Source organism: Enterococcus wangshanyuanii (assembly GCF_002197645.1).
GTDB classification, from domain to species: domain Bacteria; phylum Bacillota; class Bacilli; order Lactobacillales; family Enterococcaceae; genus Enterococcus_L; species Enterococcus_L wangshanyuanii.
This window is the reverse complement of record NZ_CP021874.1, coordinates 3,672,802-3,694,849: the sequence shown is the minus strand read 5'-3', so window position 1 is coordinate 3,694,849 and position 22,048 is coordinate 3,672,802. Positions and strand designations below refer to the sequence as shown.

Annotated in this window: 27 protein-coding genes and 1 other annotated feature (1 of these 28 cut by a window edge); of the genes, 7 read left to right on the top strand and 20 right to left on the bottom strand. The window is 37.6% G+C overall.

Annotated elements, in window-relative coordinates; translation table 11 throughout:
* Positions 1 to 31, bottom strand: a sequence feature (ribosomal protein L10 leader region) (it extends 98 nt beyond the left edge of the window).
* A 190-nt stretch (positions 32 to 221) separates the two neighbouring features.
* From rplA to CC204_RS18555, 3 genes are all read right to left on the bottom strand, one after another.
* Complete coding sequence (rplA, locus tag CC204_RS18565) at positions 222 to 911, bottom strand: 50S ribosomal protein L1 (RefSeq protein WP_088271524.1); 690 nt, start codon at positions 909 to 911, stop codon at positions 222 to 224.
* 111 nt (positions 912 to 1,022) lie between these two features.
* On the bottom strand, positions 1,023 to 1,445 hold the full coding sequence (rplK, locus tag CC204_RS18560; RefSeq protein ID WP_088271523.1) for a 50S ribosomal protein L11: 423 nt from the start codon (positions 1,443 to 1,445) through the stop codon (positions 1,023 to 1,025).
* A 248-nt stretch (positions 1,446 to 1,693) separates the two neighbouring features.
* Positions 1,694 to 2,056, bottom strand: a complete 363-nt coding sequence (locus tag CC204_RS18555) for a hypothetical protein (protein ID WP_088271522.1) — start codon at positions 2,054 to 2,056, stop codon at positions 1,694 to 1,696.
* A gap of 151 nt (positions 2,057 to 2,207) precedes the next feature.
* Here CC204_RS18555 and sdaAB point away from each other — a divergent pair, with 151 nt between their 5' ends.
* The gene (gene sdaAB / locus CC204_RS18550; protein WP_088271521.1) at positions 2,208 to 2,876 is read left to right on the top strand and encodes an L-serine ammonia-lyase, iron-sulfur-dependent subunit beta; all 669 of its coding nucleotides are present in this window, start codon (positions 2,208 to 2,210) and stop codon (positions 2,874 to 2,876) included.
* A 19-nt stretch (positions 2,877 to 2,895) separates the two neighbouring features.
* Entirely contained in the window at positions 2,896 to 3,771 is an 876-nt protein-coding gene (sdaAA, locus tag CC204_RS18545; RefSeq protein ID WP_088271520.1) for an L-serine ammonia-lyase, iron-sulfur-dependent, subunit alpha, read from the top strand.
* A 59-nt stretch (positions 3,772 to 3,830) separates the two neighbouring features.
* Here sdaAA and CC204_RS18540 read toward each other — a convergent pair whose 3' ends face one another.
* The 4 genes from CC204_RS18540 to rpmG all read right to left on the bottom strand — a co-directional run bounded on the left by CC204_RS18540 (position 3,831) and on the right by rpmG (position 5,827).
* Positions 3,831 to 4,700: an alpha/beta fold hydrolase gene (locus tag CC204_RS18540; RefSeq protein WP_088271519.1), complete on the bottom strand. Its 870-nt coding sequence runs from the start codon at positions 4,698 to 4,700 to the stop codon at positions 3,831 to 3,833.
* Between the two features lie 76 nt (positions 4,701 to 4,776).
* On the bottom strand, positions 4,777 to 5,319 hold the full coding sequence (gene nusG, locus CC204_RS18535) for a transcription termination/antitermination protein NusG (RefSeq protein WP_088271518.1): 543 nt from the start codon (positions 5,317 to 5,319) through the stop codon (positions 4,777 to 4,779).
* Between the two features lie 167 nt (positions 5,320 to 5,486).
* Positions 5,487 to 5,657, bottom strand: coding sequence for a preprotein translocase subunit SecE (secE, locus tag CC204_RS18530; RefSeq protein WP_087639412.1), 171 nt, complete (start codon positions 5,655 to 5,657; stop codon positions 5,487 to 5,489).
* A gap of 17 nt (positions 5,658 to 5,674) precedes the next feature.
* Positions 5,675 to 5,827 carry a 50S ribosomal protein L33 gene (gene rpmG, locus CC204_RS18525; RefSeq protein ID WP_087639411.1) on the bottom strand — a complete coding sequence of 51 codons (153 nt, stop codon included), beginning with the start codon at positions 5,825 to 5,827 and terminating at the stop codon, positions 5,675 to 5,677.
* Positions 5,828 to 5,974: 147 nt separating this feature from the next.
* Here rpmG and cbpA point away from each other — a divergent pair, with 147 nt between their 5' ends.
* Positions 5,975 to 6,619, top strand: coding sequence for a cyclic di-AMP binding protein CbpA (gene cbpA, locus CC204_RS18520; protein ID WP_088271517.1), 645 nt, complete (start codon positions 5,975 to 5,977; stop codon positions 6,617 to 6,619).
* A gap of 59 nt (positions 6,620 to 6,678) precedes the next feature.
* Here cbpA and murB read toward each other — a convergent pair whose 3' ends face one another.
* Positions 6,679 to 7,581: a UDP-N-acetylmuramate dehydrogenase gene (murB, locus tag CC204_RS18515; RefSeq protein ID WP_088271516.1), complete on the bottom strand. Its 903-nt coding sequence runs from the start codon at positions 7,579 to 7,581 to the stop codon at positions 6,679 to 6,681.
* A gap of 71 nt (positions 7,582 to 7,652) precedes the next feature.
* Positions 7,653 to 8,567, bottom strand: a complete 915-nt coding sequence (locus tag CC204_RS18510) for a Gfo/Idh/MocA family protein (protein WP_088271515.1) — start codon at positions 8,565 to 8,567, stop codon at positions 7,653 to 7,655.
* Between the two features lie 159 nt (positions 8,568 to 8,726).
* On the opposite strand from CC204_RS18510, the gene CC204_RS18505 reads away from it, so the two are divergent.
* From CC204_RS18505 to CC204_RS18495, 3 genes are all read left to right on the top strand, one after another.
* Positions 8,727 to 9,482 carry an exodeoxyribonuclease III gene (locus CC204_RS18505; RefSeq protein WP_088271514.1) on the top strand — a complete coding sequence of 252 codons (756 nt, stop codon included), beginning with the start codon at positions 8,727 to 8,729 and terminating at the stop codon, positions 9,480 to 9,482.
* Positions 9,483 to 9,603: 121 nt separating this feature from the next.
* Positions 9,604 to 10,137 (top strand): 3'-5' exonuclease, encoded by a 534-nt coding sequence (locus CC204_RS18500; RefSeq protein WP_088271513.1) that lies wholly within the window; start codon positions 9,604 to 9,606, stop codon positions 10,135 to 10,137.
* Positions 10,138 to 10,233: 96 nt separating this feature from the next.
* The gene (locus CC204_RS18495; RefSeq protein ID WP_088271512.1) at positions 10,234 to 11,031 is read left to right on the top strand and encodes an SGNH/GDSL hydrolase family protein; all 798 of its coding nucleotides are present in this window, start codon (positions 10,234 to 10,236) and stop codon (positions 11,029 to 11,031) included.
* A gap of 39 nt (positions 11,032 to 11,070) precedes the next feature.
* Here the strand turns inward: CC204_RS18495 and CC204_RS18490 are convergent, their stop codons facing one another.
* The 9 genes from CC204_RS18490 to CC204_RS18450 all read right to left on the bottom strand — a co-directional run bounded on the left by CC204_RS18490 (position 11,071) and on the right by CC204_RS18450 (position 20,032).
* Positions 11,071 to 12,753 (bottom strand): FAD-dependent oxidoreductase, encoded by a 1,683-nt coding sequence (locus tag CC204_RS18490; RefSeq protein WP_088271511.1) that lies wholly within the window; start codon positions 12,751 to 12,753, stop codon positions 11,071 to 11,073.
* A gap of 91 nt (positions 12,754 to 12,844) precedes the next feature.
* A complete protein-coding gene (gene ahpC / locus CC204_RS18485) occupies positions 12,845 to 13,408 on the bottom strand; it encodes an alkyl hydroperoxide reductase subunit C (protein ID WP_087639415.1) in 564 nt (187 codons plus the stop codon).
* 335 nt (positions 13,409 to 13,743) lie between these two features.
* Positions 13,744 to 14,601 (bottom strand): alpha/beta hydrolase, encoded by an 858-nt coding sequence (locus CC204_RS18480; RefSeq protein WP_088271510.1) that lies wholly within the window; start codon positions 14,599 to 14,601, stop codon positions 13,744 to 13,746.
* Between the two features lie 77 nt (positions 14,602 to 14,678).
* A complete protein-coding gene (locus CC204_RS18475) occupies positions 14,679 to 15,305 on the bottom strand; it encodes an endonuclease III domain-containing protein (protein ID WP_088271509.1) in 627 nt (208 codons plus the stop codon).
* 79 nt (positions 15,306 to 15,384) lie between these two features.
* Entirely contained in the window at positions 15,385 to 16,065 is a 681-nt protein-coding gene (locus CC204_RS18470) for an O-methyltransferase (RefSeq protein WP_088271508.1), read from the bottom strand.
* 186 nt (positions 16,066 to 16,251) lie between these two features.
* Positions 16,252 to 17,256: a lipoate--protein ligase gene (locus tag CC204_RS18465; RefSeq protein ID WP_088271507.1), complete on the bottom strand. Its 1,005-nt coding sequence runs from the start codon at positions 17,254 to 17,256 to the stop codon at positions 16,252 to 16,254.
* A 13-nt stretch (positions 17,257 to 17,269) separates the two neighbouring features.
* Entirely contained in the window at positions 17,270 to 18,010 is a 741-nt protein-coding gene (locus CC204_RS18460) for an MBL fold metallo-hydrolase (RefSeq protein WP_088271762.1), read from the bottom strand.
* Between the two features lie 122 nt (positions 18,011 to 18,132).
* The gene (locus CC204_RS18455; protein ID WP_088271506.1) at positions 18,133 to 18,930 is read right to left on the bottom strand and encodes a DUF975 family protein; all 798 of its coding nucleotides are present in this window, start codon (positions 18,928 to 18,930) and stop codon (positions 18,133 to 18,135) included.
* A 19-nt stretch (positions 18,931 to 18,949) separates the two neighbouring features.
* Complete coding sequence (locus tag CC204_RS18450; RefSeq protein ID WP_162288366.1) at positions 18,950 to 20,032, bottom strand: M42 family metallopeptidase; 1,083 nt, start codon at positions 20,030 to 20,032, stop codon at positions 18,950 to 18,952.
* A gap of 169 nt (positions 20,033 to 20,201) precedes the next feature.
* Here CC204_RS18450 and CC204_RS21845 point away from each other — a divergent pair, with 169 nt between their 5' ends.
* Complete coding sequence (locus CC204_RS21845; RefSeq protein ID WP_088271505.1) at positions 20,202 to 20,423, top strand: cupin domain-containing protein; 222 nt, start codon at positions 20,202 to 20,204, stop codon at positions 20,421 to 20,423.
* Positions 20,424 to 20,523: 100 nt separating this feature from the next.
* On the opposite strand, the gene dltD is transcribed toward CC204_RS21845, so the two are convergent.
* Positions 20,524 to 21,789, bottom strand: a complete 1,266-nt coding sequence (gene dltD / locus CC204_RS18440) for a D-alanyl-lipoteichoic acid biosynthesis protein DltD (RefSeq protein WP_188634459.1) — start codon at positions 21,787 to 21,789, stop codon at positions 20,524 to 20,526.
* Positions 21,789 to 22,025 (bottom strand): D-alanine--poly(phosphoribitol) ligase subunit DltC, encoded by a 237-nt coding sequence (dltC, locus tag CC204_RS18435; RefSeq protein WP_087639402.1) that lies wholly within the window; start codon positions 22,023 to 22,025, stop codon positions 21,789 to 21,791. Before dltC ends, dltD begins: the two co-directional genes overlap by 1 nt.
* Positions 22,026 to 22,048: the final 23 nt, after the last annotated feature.

Here is a 22,048-nt window from a genome sequence, read left to right as displayed (position 1 = left end):
CTACTGTCTTCGGTACAGTTAATTATTAACCTCACTCACTTTACCATAAGGCAAGTGAGTGAGTCAAGAATAATTTTAAAAATCATTCAGCTTTTCTGTTGATCTAGCTTTATGAACTGAGACTTTTGAAAAAAGACAAATACTATTGGTGACAAAAAACGTCACAAATAGTATTTTCTATTTTTCTGTCAGTCTCGAACAAGTTCATTCAGCTTTTCTAATTAAAATGAAGCTTGGTCAACGTGGATTCCAGGTCCAAATGTTGTTGTTACTGAAATGTTTTTGATGTATTGACCTTTTGCTGCTGATGGTTTAGCTTTCAACAATACGTCGTTGATCGTATTGAAGTTTTCTAGTAATTTTGCATCATCAAATGATACTTTACCGATTGGTACGTGGATGTTTCCAGCTTTGTCAACACGGTAAGTTACTTTACCAGCTTTTACTTCGTTAACAGCTTTTGTTACGTCCATTGTTACTGTACCAGTTTTAGGGTTAGGCATTAGACCTTTAGGACCTAAGACACGACCTAATTTACCAACTTCAGCCATCATGTCTGGAGTTGCTACTACTACGTCAAAACCAAACCAGCCTTGTTGAATTTTGTTGACCATGTCAGCATCGCCTACGAAATCAGCGCCAGCAGCTTCAGCTTCTTTTGCTTTTTCGCCTTTTGCGAATACTAAAACAGATTGAGTTTTACCAGTTCCGTTAGGTAATACTACAGCACCACGGATTTGTTGGTCTGCTTTTTTAGGGTCTACATTTAAACGGTAAGCAACTTCAACAGTTGCGTCGAATTTTGCAATATTTGTTTCTTTAGCCAAAGCGATCGCTTCTGCTACTGGGTAAACTTTTGTTGCTTCAACTTTTTTTAATGCATCTTGCATTTTTTTGCTTTTTTTAGCCATTTTGTTTCCTCCTTGATTGTGGTTATAACGGTCGAACCTCCCACGTAATTCATATCTTTGAATATGAAATAAACTGAGAAGCTACTTCTTTGGGTTTCATTGGAATAAAAATTATCCTACAGTGATTCCCATGCTTCTTGCAGTTCCTTCAACCATGCGCATAGCCGCTTCAACGTCTGCTGCGTTTAGGTCTGCCATTTTAAGTTCAGCGATTTCTTTTACTTGATCTTTAGTAACGTTCGCTACTTTTGTTTTGTTTGGCTCACCAGAACCTTTGTCGATTTTTGCAGCTTTTTTCAATAATACTGCAGCTGGTGGTGTTTTAGTAATGAATGTAAATGAACGGTCTTCATATACAGAAATTACTACTGGAATGATCAAACCAGCTTGATCAGCTGTACGAGCGTTGAATTCTTTTGTGAATCCCATGATGTTGATACCCGCTTGACCTAATGCAGGACCTACTGGTGGAGCTGGTGTTGCTTTACCTGCAGGAATTTGCAATTTAACTAATTTTTCTACTTTTTTTGCCACGAGACATACCTCCTTGAGTCCGTGATGTGGTTAATTGGAGATGAAGATTTCTCCTCCCACGTCAGTCCTTCTTTGTTTGAGCAAAGAATTATGATGTACAAAATTGCACACTAAAATAGTATACACTGTTTTTAAGTGTATTTCAACAACTTACTAAATAAAAAGAGAGCAAGTTATCCGTACCTAGCAAAAAAAATTAAATCTGAGATCTAGTTTTTAAATTCAGCACAAATCGCTTGCTCCTTTTTCTATTTGATATACCCACTATAAGTAACAAACCAAATAATACCTGGTGCTTGGCTAGAATGGGATTCTTTAGTCAGGTAGCCTGATTTTTTACCATTGCTATACCAACGTAAAACAGGAGGAAATCCAGCAGTTGTAACATGGATTCTGACAAATTCCGGCTTTCCATCACTTTGTGGAAACACTGGTTTGATCCCACTTCCAATAGTAATTGAATCTATTTTATTAAATCTTGCATTACTGTTACTTTCTTTGATCACCTGATCATTGATACTGACAGCACTTGCAGCTAAAGATCCTCCTACCAAGAAGTTACAACTAAGCATCACTAGTCCTACAAGAGCAATTATTCTACTTTTTTTCATTTATCTATCTCGTTAATTCTTTTTGAACACTAAACATCACATTAAGATAATTTTAATTCAACCTTCCATCTCTAGTAATATTCATATAATTATGATAGACTTTCGTTAGCAAAAATCTACGTTCAAAATAAGAAAATAGGTGAATGAAACAATGGAAAATTTACGTTATAAAAGTGTCTTTGATATCATCGGTCCTGTGATGATCGGACCAAGCAGTTCTCACACTGCTGGAGCTGCTAGAATTGGTAAGATCGTACGCAGTATTTTCGGTGAACAGCCAGATACAGTCGATATTTATTTGTATGAATCGTTTGCTAAAACTTATCGTGGTCACGGAACAGATATTGCTTTAGTTGGGGGATTATTAGATATGGAGCCAGATGATGAACGTTTGGCCGACTCATTAAAGATCGCCCATGAGCAGAATATGGAAGTCCTATTTGTACCTCTTAAAGAAAAAGCCGAACATCCTAATTCAGTAAAATTACTTGTCTCTAAAGGCGATCGCAAGCTGTCTGTTACTGGGATTTCAATTGGTGGCGGTAATATTCAAATTTCAGAGCTGAATGGGTTTAAGATTTCTCTAACAATGGGCACACCGACATTCATCATTGTCCATCAAGACGTTCCCGGAATGATTGCAAAAGTAACCAATCTTCTTTCTGAAACAAATATCAATATTGGCACAATGACAGTCACACGGGAATCAAAAGGTGATAAAGCCATCATGATCATTGAGATCGATCATGCAGATATTGGGGATATCACAATGAAATTGGTTCAGATACCACATATTTTCAGTGTAAATTATTTTGACTAAACCAAAGGAGCAGTAAACTATGTTTCTAACAATAGAAGAATTAGTAAAACAAGCAGCAGATTACCCTTCTGTTGCCGAATTGATGATCGCAACAGAAATCGAAAATCACGGCTATAGCCGCGAAAAAATTATTGAAACAATGGAACGCAATCTTGCGGTCATGAAGCAGTCGATCGAAGAAGGGGTCAACGGCGTGACGTCTGTTACTGGTATCACTGGCGGCGATGCTACTCGCTTAAATACCTATATTCAAGAGGGAAATTTTTTAAGCGGAGAAACGATTTTAACCGCTGTTAGAAATGCGGTTGCTGTCAATGAAGTCAATGCAAACATGGGCTTGATTTGCGCGACTCCGACAGCTGGAAGCGCAGGAGTAGTTCCTGGCGTTTTAATGGCAGCTATTGAAAAATTACATTTAACACATGAACAACAGTTAGATTTCTTATTCACTGCCGGAGCTTTTGGCTTGGTGATTGCCAATAATTCCTCTATCAGCGGTGCAGAAGGCGGCTGTCAGGCCGAAGTTGGTTCAGCCAGTGCAATGGCCAGCGCCGCACTAGTCAGTGCTGCCGGTGGTTCTGCTGATCAGTCTGCTCAAGCAATCGCGATCACTTTAAAAAATATGATGGGCTTGATTTGTGATCCTGTTGCAGGACTTGTTGAAGTTCCTTGTGTGAAACGAAATGCTTTGGGCTCTTCTCAAGCTTTTATCTCAGCAGATATGGCACTTGCTGGTATCCGCAGCGTGATTCCCCCAGATGAAGTTGTCGCAGCAATGTATCAAGTAGGACGGCAAATGCCGCAAATATTCAAAGAAACAGCTGAAGGCGGGTTGGCGATGACACCGACTGCACAACGTTTAACAAAAGAAATTGCTGCTAATCAAACCAAATAAACTGAAAAACTGTTGCGCTCCAGATTAAACTCAATGGAGACTGCAACAGTTTTTTAGGTTTATTTATCAGAACGCCACAAAAAGTTTGCAACCGTCTGATCTACTTCTCTATTTTCATGCAGCTGACTGTGTTGTGCATTTTTTCCATAAAAGATTTTTTCTTGAACCTTATTTCCATGTGCTTTAAATAAAGCTATTACGCTTAGTGCATCTGCTACTGGAACGATCTCATCGCTTAAACTACCATCTTCTATATCTCCGGCAAGAATCAGTACTGGCATTCCTGCTGAAACTTTATCGATCCCATTCACATAATCAGCATAGCGTTCACTTTGAACAGATGGCCCATTTGCAATCAAACCATCGACCGTCTCACCTTCTGACAATTCAACAAAATTATTGAAAGGTGCTGCGATCGCAACAAATTTTTGAACTGTGGGTAAGCTTGGATCATCGCCATAAGTCGTCAAATACCTTAATGTACTGACACCACCCATCGAATGTCCGACAAGATTGACCTGATTGATTTCAAATGTATCTCGAAGGTAAATCAGACAATTTTTGATCCACTCCGCTTGGTTCCATTCATTATTTTTATTATCCTCAAATAATACTTGAACACTCGGGTTGTTTTCTTTCCCCGTAAGTTTTCCTGAAGCATTGATTTTTCCTTCTGCGCTAACAGTCAAAACAACTTCTTTTTTCGTAAAATCATCTGCTTCTAAACGCTTGATCATTCCACCAAACGAACCATTACCGCCACTATAACCATGAATAAAAAGTGTAGGAACTGCTGACTTCGACTCAGTTTCACTAGAACTTGTTGGGTTTGATGAAGGCTTTTGCTCTACTATTTTTTTACTTCCACAGCCTGTAAAAAAGAGCGCGAAACAAATCAATACTACATAAAACAACTGTTTTCTTTCCATCACTGAACCTCCATAAGAATCAAAAAAGCAAGCCCAACCGAATTTTCAGTCCTGACTTGCTCTGTATTTCTAAAACTTAAATTGAATCTACTTGTTCAAAGTCTAACTCTGTACTTGTTTCACGACCGAACATATCGATATTTACTTTTAATTTTTGACGTTCCTCATCCACCTCAGTCACTTCTCCTTCAAGACCCGAGAATGCTCCTTCAATGATTCGAACCGTATCACCTAAAGCTACATCCAAATCAGACTGACGAGTACTCATACCGATCGAACGTAGAATATGGTTGATCTCTTCTTGTAATAGTGGAGCTGGTTTGCTTCCTGCGCCATGTGAACCAACAAATCCTGTAACACCAGGTGTATTACGGACAACGTACCAAGAATCATCGGTCATAGTCATTTCTACCAAGACATATCCTGGGAATGTTTTATTGATGATTTCTTTTTCTTTTCCATTTTTTATTTCTGTCGCAGTTTCTTCTGGAACAACAACACGGAAAATAAAATCACCCATTCCCATGCTTTGTGCACGTGATTCAATGTTTGCTTTGACCTTGTTCTCGTAACCAGAGTATGTATGAAGTACATACCAATTTTTTTCAAATGATTCCATTTTGATGCAGCTCCTTTAGTTTTATAGTGGAAAATAATCAATCAAGAGTCTTAAAGGTGTCCTTAAAACTCGGTTTCTTTTGTAAGTGAAAATAAAAAAACCTCAGTTCCCCGAAGTTTTTCTCCTCTGCAATTATAGCACCGTTTTCCTTAAATTACTAGTTTTAATTATTTAAGAATCCAGCCAAACACTGTTTGAACTGCAGTATCCATGACAAAGAACAATGCTGCGAAAATAATTGACGTTTCAATAACGACCAATGTATCTTTGCGTAATTGTTTTTTTGATGGCCAAGTTACTTGTTTCATCTCATCTTTAACACTACGTAAAAACTTCATTTGAGTCCCTCCAATATCTATTTCGTCTCTTTATGTAACGTGTATTTTTGACAGTATTTACAGAATTTTTTGATTTCTAACCGTTCTCCACGTTTTCCTTCACTGACGGCTTTAGAATAGTTTCTGGAGCCACAATCTGAACATGCAAGTGCTGCTTTTTTGGTTGCCATTGTTCAACCTCCTCTATTCAAAAATTTACTAACTAACATTATCATTCTTTTGACAGAATGTCAATGTATACTCAATAAACTATGGTTTTCAAGGGAATTATGGTATGATTAGCTTGTCAGAAGAATTTATCCTACGGGGGGCTTATCATGTTATTAAAATCCGTTGTTATCAAAAAGAAAAACCTTACAACTGTCAATGAATCTTGTACTTTAGAAGAAGCATTGAACATCCTTGAAGATTCAGGTTACCGCTGTGTACCGATTCTTGATGAATCTGAAAAAATCTTCCGAGGAAATATCTATAAAATGCATATCTATCGCCATAAAGCAAACGGCGGAGACATGAGTCTACCAGTGACTTATTTATTGAAAAATGCGACAAAATTTATTTTTGTGAATACGTCATTCTTTAAGGTCTTTTTCACGATCAAAGAGTTGCCTTATATTGCTGTACTAGACGAAAATAATTATTTTTATGGGATTCTAACACACAGTACGTTATTAAATATCTTGGCCCAGTCTTGGAATATAGAACGCGGAAGTTATGTTTTGACGATCGCGACAACTGGAAAACAAGGTGATTTGGCTGCTATGACTAAAATTATTGCCAAGCACAGCAGTATTGCCAGCTGTATCACCTTAGATATTGGTGAAGATGAGTTTATCCGCCGCACATTGATTACTTTACCAGCTGAAACAACTGAAGAAACGTGCGCGCAAATTGTTGAAAATCTAGAGCGTAAAAACTTAAAAGTTGTTGAAATCGAAGATTTAAAAGCGAATGCAGAATAACCAAATAAAAATAGAGCTTGCATAAAGCAGGCTCTATTTTTTATGTGTGGACATTTTTACTATTTTTCTTCACCGATAATACGGACTTCTGTTTCTAGTGAAACATCAAATTTCTCTTTGATCACACTTTGAATATGGGCAATCAATTCGACATAATCTGTTGCGGTGGCATGATCGATATTCACAATAAAACCAGCATGCTTTTCAGATATCTGCGCGCCGCCCCATTTTAACCCCTGCAATCCTGCATCTTGAATCAACTTTCCAGTAAAGTGCCCTTCCGGACGTTTAAATACACTTCCACAAGAAGGATATTCTAACGGCTGCTTGGAAACTCTCAGCTCAGTCAGCTCATCCATTTTTGCTTTAATAAGGGCATGATCGCCTTTTTTCAAGGTGAATCTAGCTTCAAGTACGACGCAATGCATTGTTTGGACCACGCTGTGACGATAAGAAAAGTCCATTTCTTCATTACTAAAAGTCTTGATCGTGCCATCTTCTAGTAGGATATCAACAGATGTAAAAACGTCCTTGATCTCCCCACCATAAGCACCAGCGTTCATATAAACAGCTCCGCCGACACTTCCCGGAATTCCACAGGCAAATTCAAACCCAGCCAAATCATGATCCAGCGCAACATATGTCGTATCGATCAGCTTTGCTCCTGCTTCAACAACTAATTCATCCTCAACTACCGAAACTTGCTTCATTTCTTCCAACATAATAACCATTCCACGAATTCCGCCATCACGTACGATCAAGTTACTGGCGTTCCCTAAAACAAGCCAAGGAAAATCATTTTTTTTGCAATAAGCAACTAATAGAGCCACTTCTTCTTTTGACTTTGGAAAAGCCAATACATCGACTGGTCCACCTGTTTTAGTAAAGGTAAAATTCATCAAAGGTTCATCAAATAACAGTTTTATATCTTTTAATTCAGTCATCATTTCATTTTTATTCATCGAAAGTCGTTCCTTTCTTTCAAACATCCTATTTATTCTAGCATGCCTAAGAAAAACTTTCTAGTCTGATTCTATAAAATATGCTGCTGATGTTGACGAATCATTTTAGCGCATAACTCATGACTTGTGAAAATATCCTCTTGTCGTAAAGCTTCTATTTCTTGATTTTCCATTGCGGCAATAAATGTCGTTACCATTTGTTGAAAGCCTCTTTTTTCCAAGGTCGGCGTCCAATCCCCAAAACTTTTTTGCTCTACTCTTTGATCAGACTTGATCGTTAAATCGGTCAAATTCTCTAAAATATAGGTTCCTTCATCACTCATCACTTGATAGGTTTCTGTATTGGCTCCCGCAAAAAGATTCATCGAAGCAATCGCTGTTGTTGTTTCTGTTTCGACTTGAAGAACCGCTCTTTTTAAGAACCCTTTTTCCTCGATTACTTTCGTCTGAACTTGTCGAATCGGATCATCTAATAGGTAAACTAGCGTGTCTGCCACATGTAAAAATAGATCATAGATCACAAAATCAGTTGTTTCTTGAGCAGCGATACGATTTTTTTGGATAAAGAGCATATTTTTGTTTTTAACAGCTTTTAATTCATTTACCAGAGGTGCAAAACGACGATTGAAACCAACCATCAAAAGGACGTTTTTTTCTGCTGCCAACGTTTGGATTTCTTGAACTTCCGTTAAATTTTCACTCAGCGGTTTATCTACAAAGACATGGATTCCTGCTTCTAATAGCTGTTTGACCACTTGGCCGTGTACTTTTGTGGCAACATGAACAAAACAAGCATCGATTTTTCTTTCGATCAATTCTTCTATAGAAACTGTGGTTTCAGTAAATCCATATTTTTCACTAACTTCTTTTCGTGTTTGTTCATTTCTAGTAGATAAAATAAAGGTCGCTTGATCTCTTAATTCAGCATAAACAGGCAAATAGGCTTTTTGTGCGATGTTTCCTAACCCGATCACTCCGATTTTCATCTTATTTCCCCACAATCATTAGTTGATAGAACTATCATACTATATTTTACCTGTTCAACACCACTTATCACTAGAATAAAAGTTTTAAACTCTCATTAATAATCTCCTTTATGTTAAACTAAGACTATAAAATATTCACTCTAGAAAGGTGCTGTAACAATGAAATGTATCTCATGGAACGTCAATGGCTTAAGAGCAGTTGTAAAGAAAAATTTTATGGATGTCTTCAATGAATTAGATGCGGACTTTTTCTGCCTGCAGGAAACGAAGTTACAAGAAGGACAAATCGATCTTGATCTACCTGGTTATTATCAATACTGGAATTATGCTGAAAAGAAAGGCTATTCCGGAACAGCGATTTTTGCGAAGCAAGAAGCCCTGAGCGTCCGTTATGGTATGGGACTTGAAGAACACGATCAGGAAGGTCGTTTGATCACATTAGAGTATCCAGAATTTTTTATGATCACTTGCTATACGCCCAATTCTCAAAATGAATTGAAACGTCTGGATTATCGCATGACCTGGGAAGATGCTTTTCGTGCCTATTTGAATGACTTAGGCAAAGAAAAACCGGTGATATTATGCGGTGATTTAAATGTGGCTCATCAAAATATCGATCTAAAAAATTGGAAAACTAATCAAAAAAATGCTGGTTTTACACCTGAAGAACGTCAAAAATTCACTGAGCTTTTAGATAGTGGCTTTATCGATACTTACCGTTATTTCAACCCGGATCAAGAAGGTGTCTATTCTTGGTGGAGTTATCGTTTCAATGCGCGAAAAAATAATGCTGGCTGGAGAATCGACTACTTTGTTGTTTCTGACGGTTTGAAAGAGCAATTGATCGATGCAAAAATTTACACTGACATTACGGGAAGTGATCATTGTCCAGTAGAAGTCGATTTAGCTTTCTAGTAGACTTTAACGAATTTTATTTCATTTTTATTAATATTTTCCGATTTGCCTTACCATCCGTCAAATCTTTTGATATACTGCATGTATGAATTAATTTTGTTAAGCGAAAGGGATAATGACCATGAACTTTTATTCCATAGACTTTGAAACAGCCAGCTATGCAAAACATAGTGCCTGTTCAGTCGCTTTAGTAAAAGTAGAAAATAGTAAAATCGTTGATGAATATTATTCGTTGATCAAACCAGAAACAGATTTCTTTTGGAAAAATATTCAGATCCACGGCATCAAACCAGAAGATGTAGCCGATGCACCTAAATTTCCAGATGTTTGGCAGCAAATTCAGGCTTGTTTCAAACCAAATAGCTTAGTCGTTGCTCATAATGCCCCATTTGATTGTGGTGTTTTAGCTGGTTGTCTGGATTATTATGGGATCGCTCAGCCGAATTATTTATCTTTGTGTACAGTCAAAACAAGTCGCAAGCTATTTCCGGAAATGCCGAATCACAAGTTGAATACTGTTTGTGAGAATTTAGATATCCAACTAAACAATCATCATGATGCGCTTGAAGATAGTCGTGCCTGTGCTGAAATTTTACTTTATCAAGAAAAACATTTTGGCGTAGAACCTTTGAAAAAACTAGTAACGATCAAATAATCTGGCTTTCGCCGCTTCTTCCACTTGAATTTCAAGTTGTAGGAAGCGGTCTTTTTTTGGTATACTCTAGACTACTACAAAAAAAGGATGTTCTAGATGAAAAAGATTAGTTATGTATTGGCTGGCGCAGCTGTTCCTATTATTATTTTTGTACTCTATTTTTTCTTTGCCGCAACTCCTGCCAAAGAAAAGCTGATGGAAGCTGCTGAATCAAGTACGGTTGAAACAACCTATCCAACAACAAATGACGTCTCAACGAATGTACCAGATAAACTTATATACGCTCCGATGGGTGACAGCTTGAGTGCTGGCTGGATCGTTGAGAAAGAGGAAGAGAAATTTACTTCTGTCTTAGCGGATGAACTTTCGAAAGAGTTTGATATAGCCATTGATCAAAAAGGTATTTTCAAAGCAGGCGAAAAAGCCAGTGGTTTGGGGATATCCAGCATTGAAGAAATAAAAGAACAAAAACCAGATTTGGTAACGATCGAATATGGTACCAATGATATTTTAGCTCATAAAGATGATCAAAGCTTAATTCAATTTGAAGCAAATATTTCTCATATTGTTACAGAGTTGCAGGCTGAACGCATTTTTATCGTTTTAGTGACTACTTGGAATCGCGATCAAAAATTATCCCAGCGCTACGATGATGTTCTTTTTAAAGTTGGAGCAAAATATGAGGTGCCAGTTGCAAATATTCGTGGTCTATGGACTACACGAACAGATACGATTGATCCAAAAAAATACCCGAATATACTTGATAAGAAAGAAATCGAAAAAGATATGCATCCAAACACCAAAGGCCATGAAGAAATCGCTCAACGGATTTTCCAGACGATCGAACAGCCTTTTTCAGAGTACCTAAATGAAAAATATGGAATAAATAAATAAAAGTGAGGCCTGCATGATGCAAGCCTCACTTTTATTTATTTATTTTTCTAAAATCTCAATGATTTCTTCCATATTTTTTGATCCAAAAACAATTTCTTCATCATCAATGATCATTGCTGGTACACTCATGATTTTTTTCTCTGTTTTTAATTCTGGGAAAACACCAATATCGATCATTTCTGCTTCGACATTGTGATTCAGTGACGCAATTCGCTGACACGAGGCAACAACGTCTGGACAATAATGACAAGTTAAAGAGACAAAAATTTGAACTTTCTTCTTAGGCAACTCTTTTATTTTAGCGACAACTGGTGCTTCTACCGGCTGGCCTTCGCTTCCTACATTATAAACAGCTAATACGATCGAATTGACTTCATGGCCACTTGGAATACCGCTAAACTTGATACCAGTATATGTTCCTTGGTCGTCCAAAACAACAACACTTGGTAATTTATCAATACCGTATTGCTCTTCTAAATCAGTTTTCTCGCCTTGTTGGATCGTTTCTAAAAGAATTTTATCACTTAATGAAGCAAACTCAGTCAGGAATGAATTTAGTTCAAGTGATTTTTCTGCACTACTGTCCATGATCTGCAGTAATGTTACATTTTTCGTTAATTTACCGAAGATTCCGCCAAGCTGTTCTCTCATCGCATCAGGGAACCATGTATTGTTTCCACTGGTTTTTGCAGGTTTTTGCTCTTTAGGTTTTACTTCTTTCTTTTCAGCACGTTGTTTTTCCAAACGGGCTTCCAAGCGCGCGTTAACGATCGGCAAACCAGCTTTTGTTTTTTCCTCTGTCACATATTTTTGTGCACTTGTTGCTGCAATTGCACCATCTGCAACAGCTGTAACGATTTGGCGTAATTCTTTGATTCTAAGATCTCCAGCCGCGTAAACACCTGGTACGTTTGTTTCCATATTTTCATTGGTTGGCACATAGCCGCGATCTAACTCAACTTTACCTTCAAAGATTTCTGTACTTGGTTTGTTCCCAGCAAAGACAAACATACCAAACGTGCTGCCTTCTGGTGCTTCATAGGTTGTTTCCTCACCCGTTTCATTATTGAAAAAGACTGCTTTACGGACAAAATCGTCTCCTGTGATCTCTTTTACTTCAGTGTTATAGACGATCTTGATATCAGGATGTTGTTTTGCTGCTTCAGCTGTTAGCTTCGCACAAGTAAAATCAGGCTCACGAATGATCATCGTTACTGATTTCCCATAACGAGTTAGATAAACAGCTTCTTCAGCCGCAGCATAACCACCGCCTAAAACAAAAATGTCCAATCCTTGGAAAAATTCGCCATCACAGGTTGAGCAATAAGCGATTCCACGACCAGTAAATTCTACTTCTCCAGGAAAACCGATTTTACGTGCAGAAGCCCCTGTAGCAATGATCACTGCATAGGCTTGATAGGTTTTAGTTGCAGACTTTACTGTTTTAACTGTCTGACTTAAATCAACGTCAATGATTTCATCTGTTGTAAAGTCCACACCAAAGTCCAACGCTTGTAAACGCATATCTTCCATTAATTCAGGACCTGTTGTTGCTCTGATCGCCGGGTAGTTCACAATTTCAGATGTAGTAGTCACTTGCCCGCCGATTTTATCTTTTTCGATGATCAATGTATCAAGCATCGCCCGCCCAGCATAGATTCCAGCTGATAAAGCAGCCGATCCTCCACCAATAACGATCAAATCATAAATTTCTTGACTCATATATTTTCTCCTGTCTCCTTTTTTAAAAGAAGCCGAACCAGAAGTTTATACGCTTCTGTCTCAGCCTCTATGTTTTGCTATTAAAAAAAATTTAGATTTTACCAACTAAGTCTAAGCTTGGCGCGATCGTTTCTTCACCTGGTTTCCAGTTTGCTGGACAAACCTTATCTCCGTGTTCAGCAACAAATTGAGAAGCTTCCAGCTTACGAACTAATTCGTCTGCGTTACGGCCGATTCCCATGTCGTTGATTTCGTAAGATTTGATTTCGCCTTCTGGGCTGACGATAAATGTGCCACGGTACGCTTGACCTAACTCTTCATTTAAAACACCGAAGAAACGAGCGATTTTACCGTTTGGATCAGCTAGCATCGGGTATTTGATTTTGCCGATCGTATCTGTCGCATCTGCCCATGCTTTATGAACAAAATGGCTATCTTCTGACACAGAATAGACTTCACAGTTCAATTCTTTTAAGTGGTCATAGTGATCTTGCATATCGCCTAATTCTGTTGGACAAACAAATGAAAAGTCAGCTGGATAAAAGAAGAAAATGCTCCATTTGCCTAAAACATCTGCTGTACTAACTTTAATAAAGTCTCCATCTTGGTACGCGTCGCATTCAAAATCCAATAATTTTGTGTTGATTAAGTTCATTTATGTTTCCTCCTAATTTTTATGTACTGAAAGAAAGCTGGACTCTTCTAAAATAAAAAGACAAACTGACTTCAGCAAACTTTTTTTCCTACAATCTTAGCCTATCAGTTTGAAATAATTGTGTCAATAGAATTATTATCATTTAGTTATTTTATTTTTGATATTTCAGGCTTCTCTTTGAGAAAATACTGGCTTCATTCTCAATAAAGTCAAAAAGGAGTGCTAAAAAGGATTTCTATTTATTTTTACATAATGTAATGAAACGATTTTTTCGCATAAAATAAAAAAACAACAAAAGTAAAAATGAACGTTTTTTCATTTCTACTTCTGTTGCACTACTTCTCCCAAAAGAAGGATCGTAACTGTTGGATGACTTCCGTATTTTCGACCAACTCGCTATGCTTAGTTTTTTCTCCCTGAATCAATAATTCTTGATAGTCAGTTATGCTTTCTTGGTAAATCATTCTTCCTGAAAAAACACTTTGGACTGGAACAGTTCCATCCGTTGCATCATTTTCGATTTCTCCAGCAATGTTCAGCATTTTGATCGTCGAAGGAAGCTCATGTCGCTTTTGGACATAACTCGTTAATGACTGACTAACTTGCTTTACTTCACTAAAATTAGTGACTGCATCATTCTCTTTACTAGAAGTACCATTATATGGTGTTCCAAGAGTTATCAGTTTATTCAATTCGGGATCATCTGCTAAACGAAAGTTTTCCAAATAAGAAGTGATCACTAGTCCGCCATTAGAATGTCCCAAATAATTATAGGTCTTAAAGGTATATTTCTTTTGTATAGCTTCCAGTGCTTGTTGATACCATTTTCCCTGAATAGCTAATGTGTCGTCGCTACTATCGTCAAAAGCAACCACAATGATCGGATGCTCAGATGATGGTGAAAGCTTTCCGCTGAAAGAAGCTGTTCCGTCAGTCGCTACGGTTACCTTTAAAACCTCTGACTGCTCATTTACTTTTAACGCTTTGATCAATCCATCAAAGCGATCCACTGTTCCGTTTGTCCCAGGAACCATGATCGTCGGTGTTTGAATGGCCGTTGGCTGATTATTCTCAAGTGATTTATCAGCAAATACTATCAGACTTTTTTGTCCTAAAAAAATGAACAGCAACATGAGCGCTGCCATTGAAAAAAGTTGAATCATCCAGCTTTTAACTGTTCTTTCCTGTTTCATTGCGATACCTCCTGTTCAAAAAGAGCATATGCCTTGAAACTTAAATGAACATTAAAATACTTGAGTATAATTTCTTCTTATGCTAACAGAAATCTTTCATCCATCTTCTTATTTTTAGAGAACTGTTTTCCATGAACATCAATTGCTGCATGCCATTCTTTACATTGCTGATGGGAAATTTGTTCAGTCAAATGATTGAATTCTCTGCGCATTGCTTCATAATTTTTATAAGGACCGTAACCAAAGCGGGTAAACAAGCGCATAGCGTATTGATCTGCAATAAAGACATTTCTTTCAAAGATGTATAAGAGCATCGCATCAGCAGTTTCTCCTCCCACTCCTTTGATTGCTAAAAGTTCTTTTCTGAGAACCTCAGTTGGATAAGAGCGAAATTTTTCAAGATCAGCATCATGTGAAGCAAACCATTCGATCAGTGCTTTAATATAGCCACTTTTTTGTTTATAGAAACCCGCTGGGCGAATCAATTCTTGCAAGGTTTTTAGATCGATCGTCAGTAGAGACTCCACGGTAAGATGAGGTGTCAAATTGTCTAGCGCTTTATTCGCATTTTTTTCGGTTGTTTGCTGGATCAAAATCATCGATACCCAGTCAGCGATCCGATTCTCCTGTTCCCACCAATATTGATACCCATAATGAGCGACTAAATTATTTAATATTTTTATTTTTTGTTCATCATTTGTCATCTTTCTCTCCTCTTATTGTTTGATTGTAGATGTAGAAAAACTCAGACCAAATATGTCTATTTTGATCTGAGTAGGTTTATTATTCAGTTAGTTCTTTGTTTTTAGTGATCATGATTACACCATCACCTAATGGTAATAGAGTTGAAGTCAAATCTGGATAAGTCATCACAGTATCTAAAAATTGATTTAGCTTCCTATGAATTGTCCGTTGGCTACGAGGAATCTCTTCGATCGGATCTAAGATCGTTCCAGCCTGAAACACGTCATCAACCATTAAAACACCACCTACACGTAATAATCGCAGGCATTCAGGTAAAAACTCAATATACTTTGATTTTGCACTATCCATAAAAATAAAATCATATGGACCTGTTAATGTAGGCAAAATCTCAGCAGCTTGTCCTTCAAGTAGGGTCACTTTCTCTTCTAAACCTAAGCGTTTATAAGTAGCTTTTGCTTTTCTGATCATCACATCAAATCGATCGATCGTCGTGACATGCCCTTCTTCCCCGACATATTGTGCCATCAAACTAGAAGAAAAACCGATTGCAGTCCCGATTTCCAAAATATTTTTAGGCTTCATTTGATCTAAGAAAAATTGTAAAAAAACCACTGTTTCATGAGGAATGACTGGGATGCCAGCTTCGTGAGCTTCTTCCTCGATCACACCTAATTCACCTTCGATTTTCTTTTGTTTATCTCGCATAAAATCGACAAGTTCCTTTTTGACAACTGGTCGATGCATCATTTCATTTCGCATATATTCCGCTCCTTTTCGCTTCTTTATTATACGAAGAGATAGCTATGATGTCAAAAAAGAATGTGGAACAAAAACAAAAATCAGTTTTGTTCCACACTCTTTAAATTTGGGTAAACAGCTGACAAAAGTGGCCGATAAACAACGTCTACTTGGCTTATAAAATAGATCCTTTTTATGTTGTCCTATTTAGTATAACAATGAGACTAAATCAGCTTTTTCGATATTGCCGAAATATTTCTTCACGTCGATTTTCTCGACAGCTTCTTCGATCGCTGCTTTTTCGTATTTTGTACCAGTTAAAATTTCTTCGACATCTTTGATTTCACCTAAGCCAAAAAAGTCTCCAAAAATTTTGATTTCTTTGATTTCACCATCTTCTACATTCATTTGAGCATCGATTGCACCAATTGGGAAGCGATGGCGGCGTTCTAAATTGAACGCAGGAGATTTGCCGTAATTCCAATCCCAATTACGATAATATTCATCAGATATTTTATTGATTTTTTCCCAGTCATCATCAGTCAATTCATATGTTTTTACTTGATCGACAGAATCTACACCAAAGATTTTCAATAGAATGTCTTCACGAAATTCTTCTGTCGTCATTCCTTGTTTTTCTTCGGGTAAGAATGGTTTGATATTCGTTACACGTGAACGTACAGACTTGATTCCCTTTGATTCAATTTTATCTTTACGAACTTTTAAAGCATTGACTACTTCGTCGATATCGCTATCAAACATCAAGGTTCCATGGGCAAACATTCTGCCGGCAGTTGCGTACATCGCATTACCTGAGAATTTCATGCCGTCGATCACTAAATCATTACGACCTTTCAACTCAGCACCAGAAACCCCTAATTCATGAAGCGCTTGAATGATCGGTTGTGTGACTTTAGCGAAATCACGGAAGGAATTGCCATCATCCGGCATGATAAAGCTGAAATTCAGATTGCCGTGATCATGATACACCGCACCGCCACCACTTAAACGACGAACAACATGGATCCCTTTTTCATCCACATATTCTTTATTGATTTCTTCGATCGTATTTTGGTTACGACCAATGATGATCGATGGATCATTGATATAAAATAATAATATCGGTTCATCCAATGGCTTTTCTTTTAGAAGATATGTCTCGATTGCTAAGTTTACTCTTGGGTCATTATTTTCATTTGGTACAAAAATCACACTTGCTCACTCCTTAAATAGTAATCACTAAATTTTTCTCTGCTAAACAAACTTCTACTTGATCTCCAGCTGCTTTTTGCGCTTGCTCTTTTAGTTCTTCTAACGAACCATGTTGAGGTAAATGAGTCAAAACAAGCATTTTAACATGCGCAGCTTTAGCGATTTCTCCTGATTCTTTGGACGTAAAATGGGCATGATGATGTTCATTTCCTTCAAATAAGTACGTATCTGCTAAAAAGACATCCGCATCCTCAGCAAAATCAATAAAGCTTTCTAAATAACCTGAGTCTCCCGTATAAACAAAAACCTTACCTGTTTTTTCTTCTACAAATCGCATGGCGTAGCAAGGAACTGGATGGATCGTTTTCATAAAGGTAATCAAAAATGGACCTATTTTTAATTCTTCTGCTTCAAAATAAGGCACCGCTTTTGACACATTCGGCATATTCAATGCTTCAAAATGAATTTGATCATCTGTATGTCCATAAATCGGCAAAACAGGCGTCGGCTCCATCACTGGATATAATTGGCGATAATACTGCAATACACCCAAATCAGCGATATGATCATGATGATAATGAGACAAGATCACAGCATCAAGTGCCAACGGATCGATATGCTCCTCTAAATTTACAAGCGTCGTACTTCCTGCATCCAATAAAAGCTGAAACCCATCCGATTCCAGCAAATACGAACTTGTTCCTTCGCCTTTATATGGATATGCGCCTAAACAGCCTAAAACGGTAATGTTCAACTCCATCAACCTCCTTCATTCTTCTCTTCCTTATGGTAACATAAAAAAAGAAAATAGCGCGAACGAATTAACTGAGAAAACAGAAAAAGAGCATGCCTATTGAAAGACAGCTCTACTTTGTATCAATCGATAACTTCTGGTGCTCCTTTTTCATCACGGGCTGCATCATAAAAACTTGCGATTGCTACATCGTGATAAGGAATCACCCATAACAAACCGATGCCAAGTACCAATGCTCCAATAATAAACCAGCCGATAAATGACAGCTGTAAAAGTAAATATTGGCCAAAACGTCCTTTCATCAAATACAGAGCATACTTAAGTGAATCGCTAACTGATAACTCAGGATCATCGATTTTCACCCAAACAGCAAACTGGAACACACCGCTAACAAACACACTGACTAAAATCATCAGTAAACCAAAAATGATCAATAATAAAGCTAAGGAAATATCTCCTGTCATTTCAGTTTGAAATTGATTGACTGTCACTGTATTGAACATCAAACCAAAATAGATCGTCGCACCATACGAAATGAGAATGGGCAATAACACAAGTAGATTCAACAAAAGTTCGATAATAGTCTGAGTAAAATTGATCAATAACATCGGCAAATAGAATTTCCCTTGGAAAATCGTTGTTAGCATATTTGCCTGCACACGTTTGCCTCTAAGGACTTGCAGTGCGCAAAAATACGTACCATACGTAATCGCAAAAAATAGAAAGTTATTCAGTAAGAAAGACATCACATTATTTCCCCCACTATCTTGTGGGAAATTAGCGATTCCTCCTACGACTGAACCGATAATAAAGCGGATAAAAACTGCTAAAAATGTAATCCAAGCCATCGTTCCCCATTGATTTTTCAAGGAAATCCGTGCTTGCTCTCTGTGCATCGCATTTGTAATTTGACTTTTCATAAACAAAAACCTTTCTTAATTAATACTCACGGATCTTCGCGACTGTTTCTTGATCTAATCGCTTGATCACTTCTGTTACTAGCTTAACTGTATTCAAATAATCATCTTCATGGATCATTGATGTATGTGAATGTAAGTAGCGAACTGGCACTGTAATTGCCAATGAAGGAACACCATTTCGAGTCAAATGCATTCTGCCAGCATCCGTTCCGCCGCCTGTGATAACTGTATATTGAAAAGGAATATCATTTTCCTCCGCTACCTGGATCACAAAATCACGCAGTTTTTTATGTGGGATCATCGATGCGTCAAAAATTAAAATCTGTGGCCCTTTACCTAAGTCAGAATCAGCTTCCTTCGGTGTCATGCCCGGTGTATCTCCTGCTGTTCCTGTATCAAGTGCGAATGCGATATCTGGATCAACTAAATGGGTACTGGTTTGAGCGCCACGCAGACCGACTTCTTCTTGTACATCACTTCCAGCAAAGATAACATTAGGATGTCCTTGCTCAGCTAAATTTTCCAACACTTTCAGCGATACAGCTGTCCCAATACGATTATCCCAAGCTTTAGCCAGCATAAATTTTGTATCATTCATTCGACGATACTCAATGTACGGTGTGATCATATCCCCAGGTTTGATACCCCATTCAGCAACTTGTTCTGAACTTGATGCACCGATATCGATAAACATATCCGCTACTTCATATGGCTGTTTTCGCGCTTCTTGCGTTAATACATGCGGTGGTTTCGATCCGATCACTCCATGAAACACTTTGCCTTCTGCGGTTTTGATCTGTACTTGTTGTGCTAGCATGACTTGTCCCCACCAGCCGCCAAGCGTTTGAAATTTGATAAAGCCTTTATCCGTGATTTGAGTCACCATAAAACCAACTTCATCCAAGTGACCTGAGAAAAAGACTTTGGGTCCTTCTTTATCGCCACTACGTTTAGCAATAATGCTGCCTAATCCATCATATATGATTTTATCTGCAAAAGGCTCCGCATATTTTTTGAATAGGTCTCTGACCTCTCCTTCATTTCCGGGTACACCTTTGGCATTCGTAAGCTCAATCAGCATTTGTTCTTCTTTTTGATCCACAGTATAAAACTCCCTTCCTGAATAGTTCCTCTAATATTATACCATTCATTTTTGAATATAAATAAAAAAAGACTATATGTTTTCACTTTAAAAGATTTATTTTCAGAATAGTTTGATAGGCTACAATGATAAAAATTTATTATTTAGCTCTGTTCAATAAGCAAGAAAAATTCTAGACCGTTTTATTTGGCATCTGCATGAAGATACGGATGAAGTATTTATAGTTTTAGCTGGACAAATGACTATTGAGTTTCGAGATGGAAAAGTTGAATTATCGCAAGGACAAATGTTTGTTATGCCAAAAGGAGTTGAACACCGCCCTTTCTCAGAAAAGGAATGTCAAATTTTGCTGATTGAGCCAAAAAGTGTGGTCAATACTGTTTGGATTTAACTTACTTTTGCTTACATCGAAAAGAACGAAGGATGAAACAGAGCAATAGCTGCTTTATTTCATCCTTCGTTCTTTTAATTTTGAAGTCTATCTTTTATTTCTATAAATCAGCTGGGTCTTGCTCCTGCCATTCCTTTGAATAAAAGGTTGGATTCAGCTGATAATTTGGTGTCGTTACTTTCTTGTCCTCAAGAAACGGTCGAATCCGCTGATCGGCTGCCAACCAGCCGCGCCAGCCTAAATGAATCGTATCCGCCATGAAATATTGTGTATCACATTCCTTTGAAAAATCGGCAATATTCGTAAATCCCTGACTTTCCAGCTGATATTTCACTTTCTTAGAAAAGCCCTGCAGCATTTCCTGAGACAAACCAGTAAAGTCTGTCCAGCGTTTGTTGACTGGCGGAATAATGAATAACACCTCTGCATTGTCTTGCGACAGTTGACTCAAGGCCAATTGTAAATCTGAATATTCTGGTGAGGAAAGATAGTTCCAATTCTTTTGAGAATTTTCTAAATGATTTAATTTTTTCTTCACACGCTTTGTATAAAAAGGATTAGAAATTTCAAACGGGTTATTATTTGTCGCTTTTTGCCCGATCGTAATCGCTAAATCATCAAGTGCCTGTTCATCATAGACATTGGGCAAACGTTTCTCTGCTTTTTCGATAGCTTGTTTTTTGCTGACCATCCCAATTTTACTAAACAATTCATCTTCTCTTGAGAACATATTCAGCATCAATTCAATATATTTTTTATCAGAAGAATCCGGCAGCTTTCCTGTTCGAATGTCATTCAATGCGCTTGTTAATCGCTTATCATCTCTTACTTTTGGGAAATCTAATAAACGCTCCGCAAAATATTTATCATCCTCTGTGACTGTCTTTAAATCACTAACCCACTGATACGTCTGCAGTTCTGAATAATAGGCATTGAAATAGTCATTCGTTACTCCTTGCTCAACGAACCATTGAGGAGAAAGGATGAAGACGACTTTTTTATGCGAAAGATTTTTCCCCATGGACTGCATCATCATAGCTTGTGTCAATGACTGTGTACCTGGCGCTCCCAATAAAAACGGCCGATAATTCCGGTCATATTTTTCTGCTAGTACAGAAGGATGAAACGGACTGATCCGACTCAACTCAGAAGAACCGAAAAATGGAACGTACTCCTTTGAACCAATCGCTTTATTTTTGATTGCATCTCCTTTTAAGACATTCGTCGCCATAGACGTAGACGCATCAGATAAAACATGTTTACTATCTACATCTATTTTGAACGGTGCAAAGAAAAATACAGCCAATAAAACCGCGGAAATCAGGATTGGCCCAATGATTCCCCAAAGCTTTTTTTTCATTGTCATTACTGTAATGCTTTCACTTGTTCAATGACTTTATTAGGTGTGTTCCACAATTCGCGGTCAAATTCTGAAACAGGGACTTGTACACCTAATTGTCCTTCGATTTCGACTAACAATTGAACCGTCGCTAATGAATCCATCAGTCCTTCATCGAATAAATTTACCTCTTTATCTTCTTTTACCTCATCCGTACCTGTGATTTCTTCTAAAATATCTAAAACTGTTTCTTCTACATTCATGATCCATTCTCCTTTAACTCATA

Excerpts from the sequence above, each read along its gene's own strand:
- secE (WP_087639412.1), bottom strand. The coding sequence starts at position 5,657 with ATGAAGTTTTTACGTAGTGTTAAAGATGAGATGAAACAAGTAACTTGG.
- ahpC (WP_087639415.1), bottom strand. The coding sequence starts at position 13,408 with ATGAACTTAATCAACACAAAATTATTGGATTTTGAATGCGACGCGTAC.
- rplA (WP_088271524.1), bottom strand. The coding sequence starts at position 911 with ATGGCTAAAAAAAGCAAAAAAATGCAAGATGCATTAAAAAAAGTTGAA.
- CC204_RS18495 (WP_088271512.1), top strand. The coding sequence starts at position 10,234 with ATGAAAAAGATTAGTTATGTATTGGCTGGCGCAGCTGTTCCTATTATT.
- nusG (WP_088271518.1), bottom strand. The coding sequence starts at position 5,319 with ATGGAATCATTTGAAAAAAATTGGTATGTACTTCATACATACTCTGGT.
- murB (WP_088271516.1), bottom strand. The coding sequence starts at position 7,581 with ATGAATAAAAATGAAATGATGACTGAATTAAAAGATATAAAACTGTTA.
- CC204_RS18475 (WP_088271509.1), bottom strand. The coding sequence starts at position 15,305 with ATGACAAATGATGAACAAAAAATAAAAATATTAAATAATTTAGTCGCT.
- rpmG (WP_087639411.1), bottom strand. The coding sequence starts at position 5,827 with ATGGCAACCAAAAAAGCAGCACTTGCATGTTCAGATTGTGGCTCCAGA.
- cbpA (WP_088271517.1), top strand. The coding sequence starts at position 5,975 with ATGTTATTAAAATCCGTTGTTATCAAAAAGAAAAACCTTACAACTGTC.
- CC204_RS18500 (WP_088271513.1), top strand. The coding sequence starts at position 9,604 with ATGAACTTTTATTCCATAGACTTTGAAACAGCCAGCTATGCAAAACAT.
- CC204_RS18470 (WP_088271508.1), bottom strand. The coding sequence starts at position 16,065 with ATGCGAAATGAAATGATGCATCGACCAGTTGTCAAAAAGGAACTTGTC.
- dltC (WP_087639402.1), bottom strand. The coding sequence starts at position 22,025 with ATGAATGTAGAAGAAACAGTTTTAGATATTTTAGAAGAAATCACAGGT.
- CC204_RS18480 (WP_088271510.1), bottom strand. The coding sequence starts at position 14,601 with ATGAAACAGGAAAGAACAGTTAAAAGCTGGATGATTCAACTTTTTTCA.
- CC204_RS18505 (WP_088271514.1), top strand. The coding sequence starts at position 8,727 with ATGAAATGTATCTCATGGAACGTCAATGGCTTAAGAGCAGTTGTAAAG.
- CC204_RS18490 (WP_088271511.1), bottom strand. The coding sequence starts at position 12,753 with ATGAGTCAAGAAATTTATGATTTGATCGTTATTGGTGGAGGATCGGCT.
- CC204_RS18540 (WP_088271519.1), bottom strand. The coding sequence starts at position 4,700 with ATGGAAAGAAAACAGTTGTTTTATGTAGTATTGATTTGTTTCGCGCTC.
- dltD (WP_188634459.1), bottom strand. The coding sequence starts at position 21,789 with ATGACAATGAAAAAAAAGCTTTGGGGAATCATTGGGCCAATCCTGATT.
- CC204_RS18555 (WP_088271522.1), bottom strand. The coding sequence starts at position 2,056 with ATGAAAAAAAGTAGAATAATTGCTCTTGTAGGACTAGTGATGCTTAGT.
- sdaAA (WP_088271520.1), top strand. The coding sequence starts at position 2,896 with ATGTTTCTAACAATAGAAGAATTAGTAAAACAAGCAGCAGATTACCCT.
- CC204_RS18455 (WP_088271506.1), bottom strand. The coding sequence starts at position 18,930 with ATGAAAAGTCAAATTACAAATGCGATGCACAGAGAGCAAGCACGGATT.
- CC204_RS18510 (WP_088271515.1), bottom strand. The coding sequence starts at position 8,567 with ATGAAAATCGGAGTGATCGGGTTAGGAAACATCGCACAAAAAGCCTAT.
- sdaAB (WP_088271521.1), top strand. The coding sequence starts at position 2,208 with ATGGAAAATTTACGTTATAAAAGTGTCTTTGATATCATCGGTCCTGTG.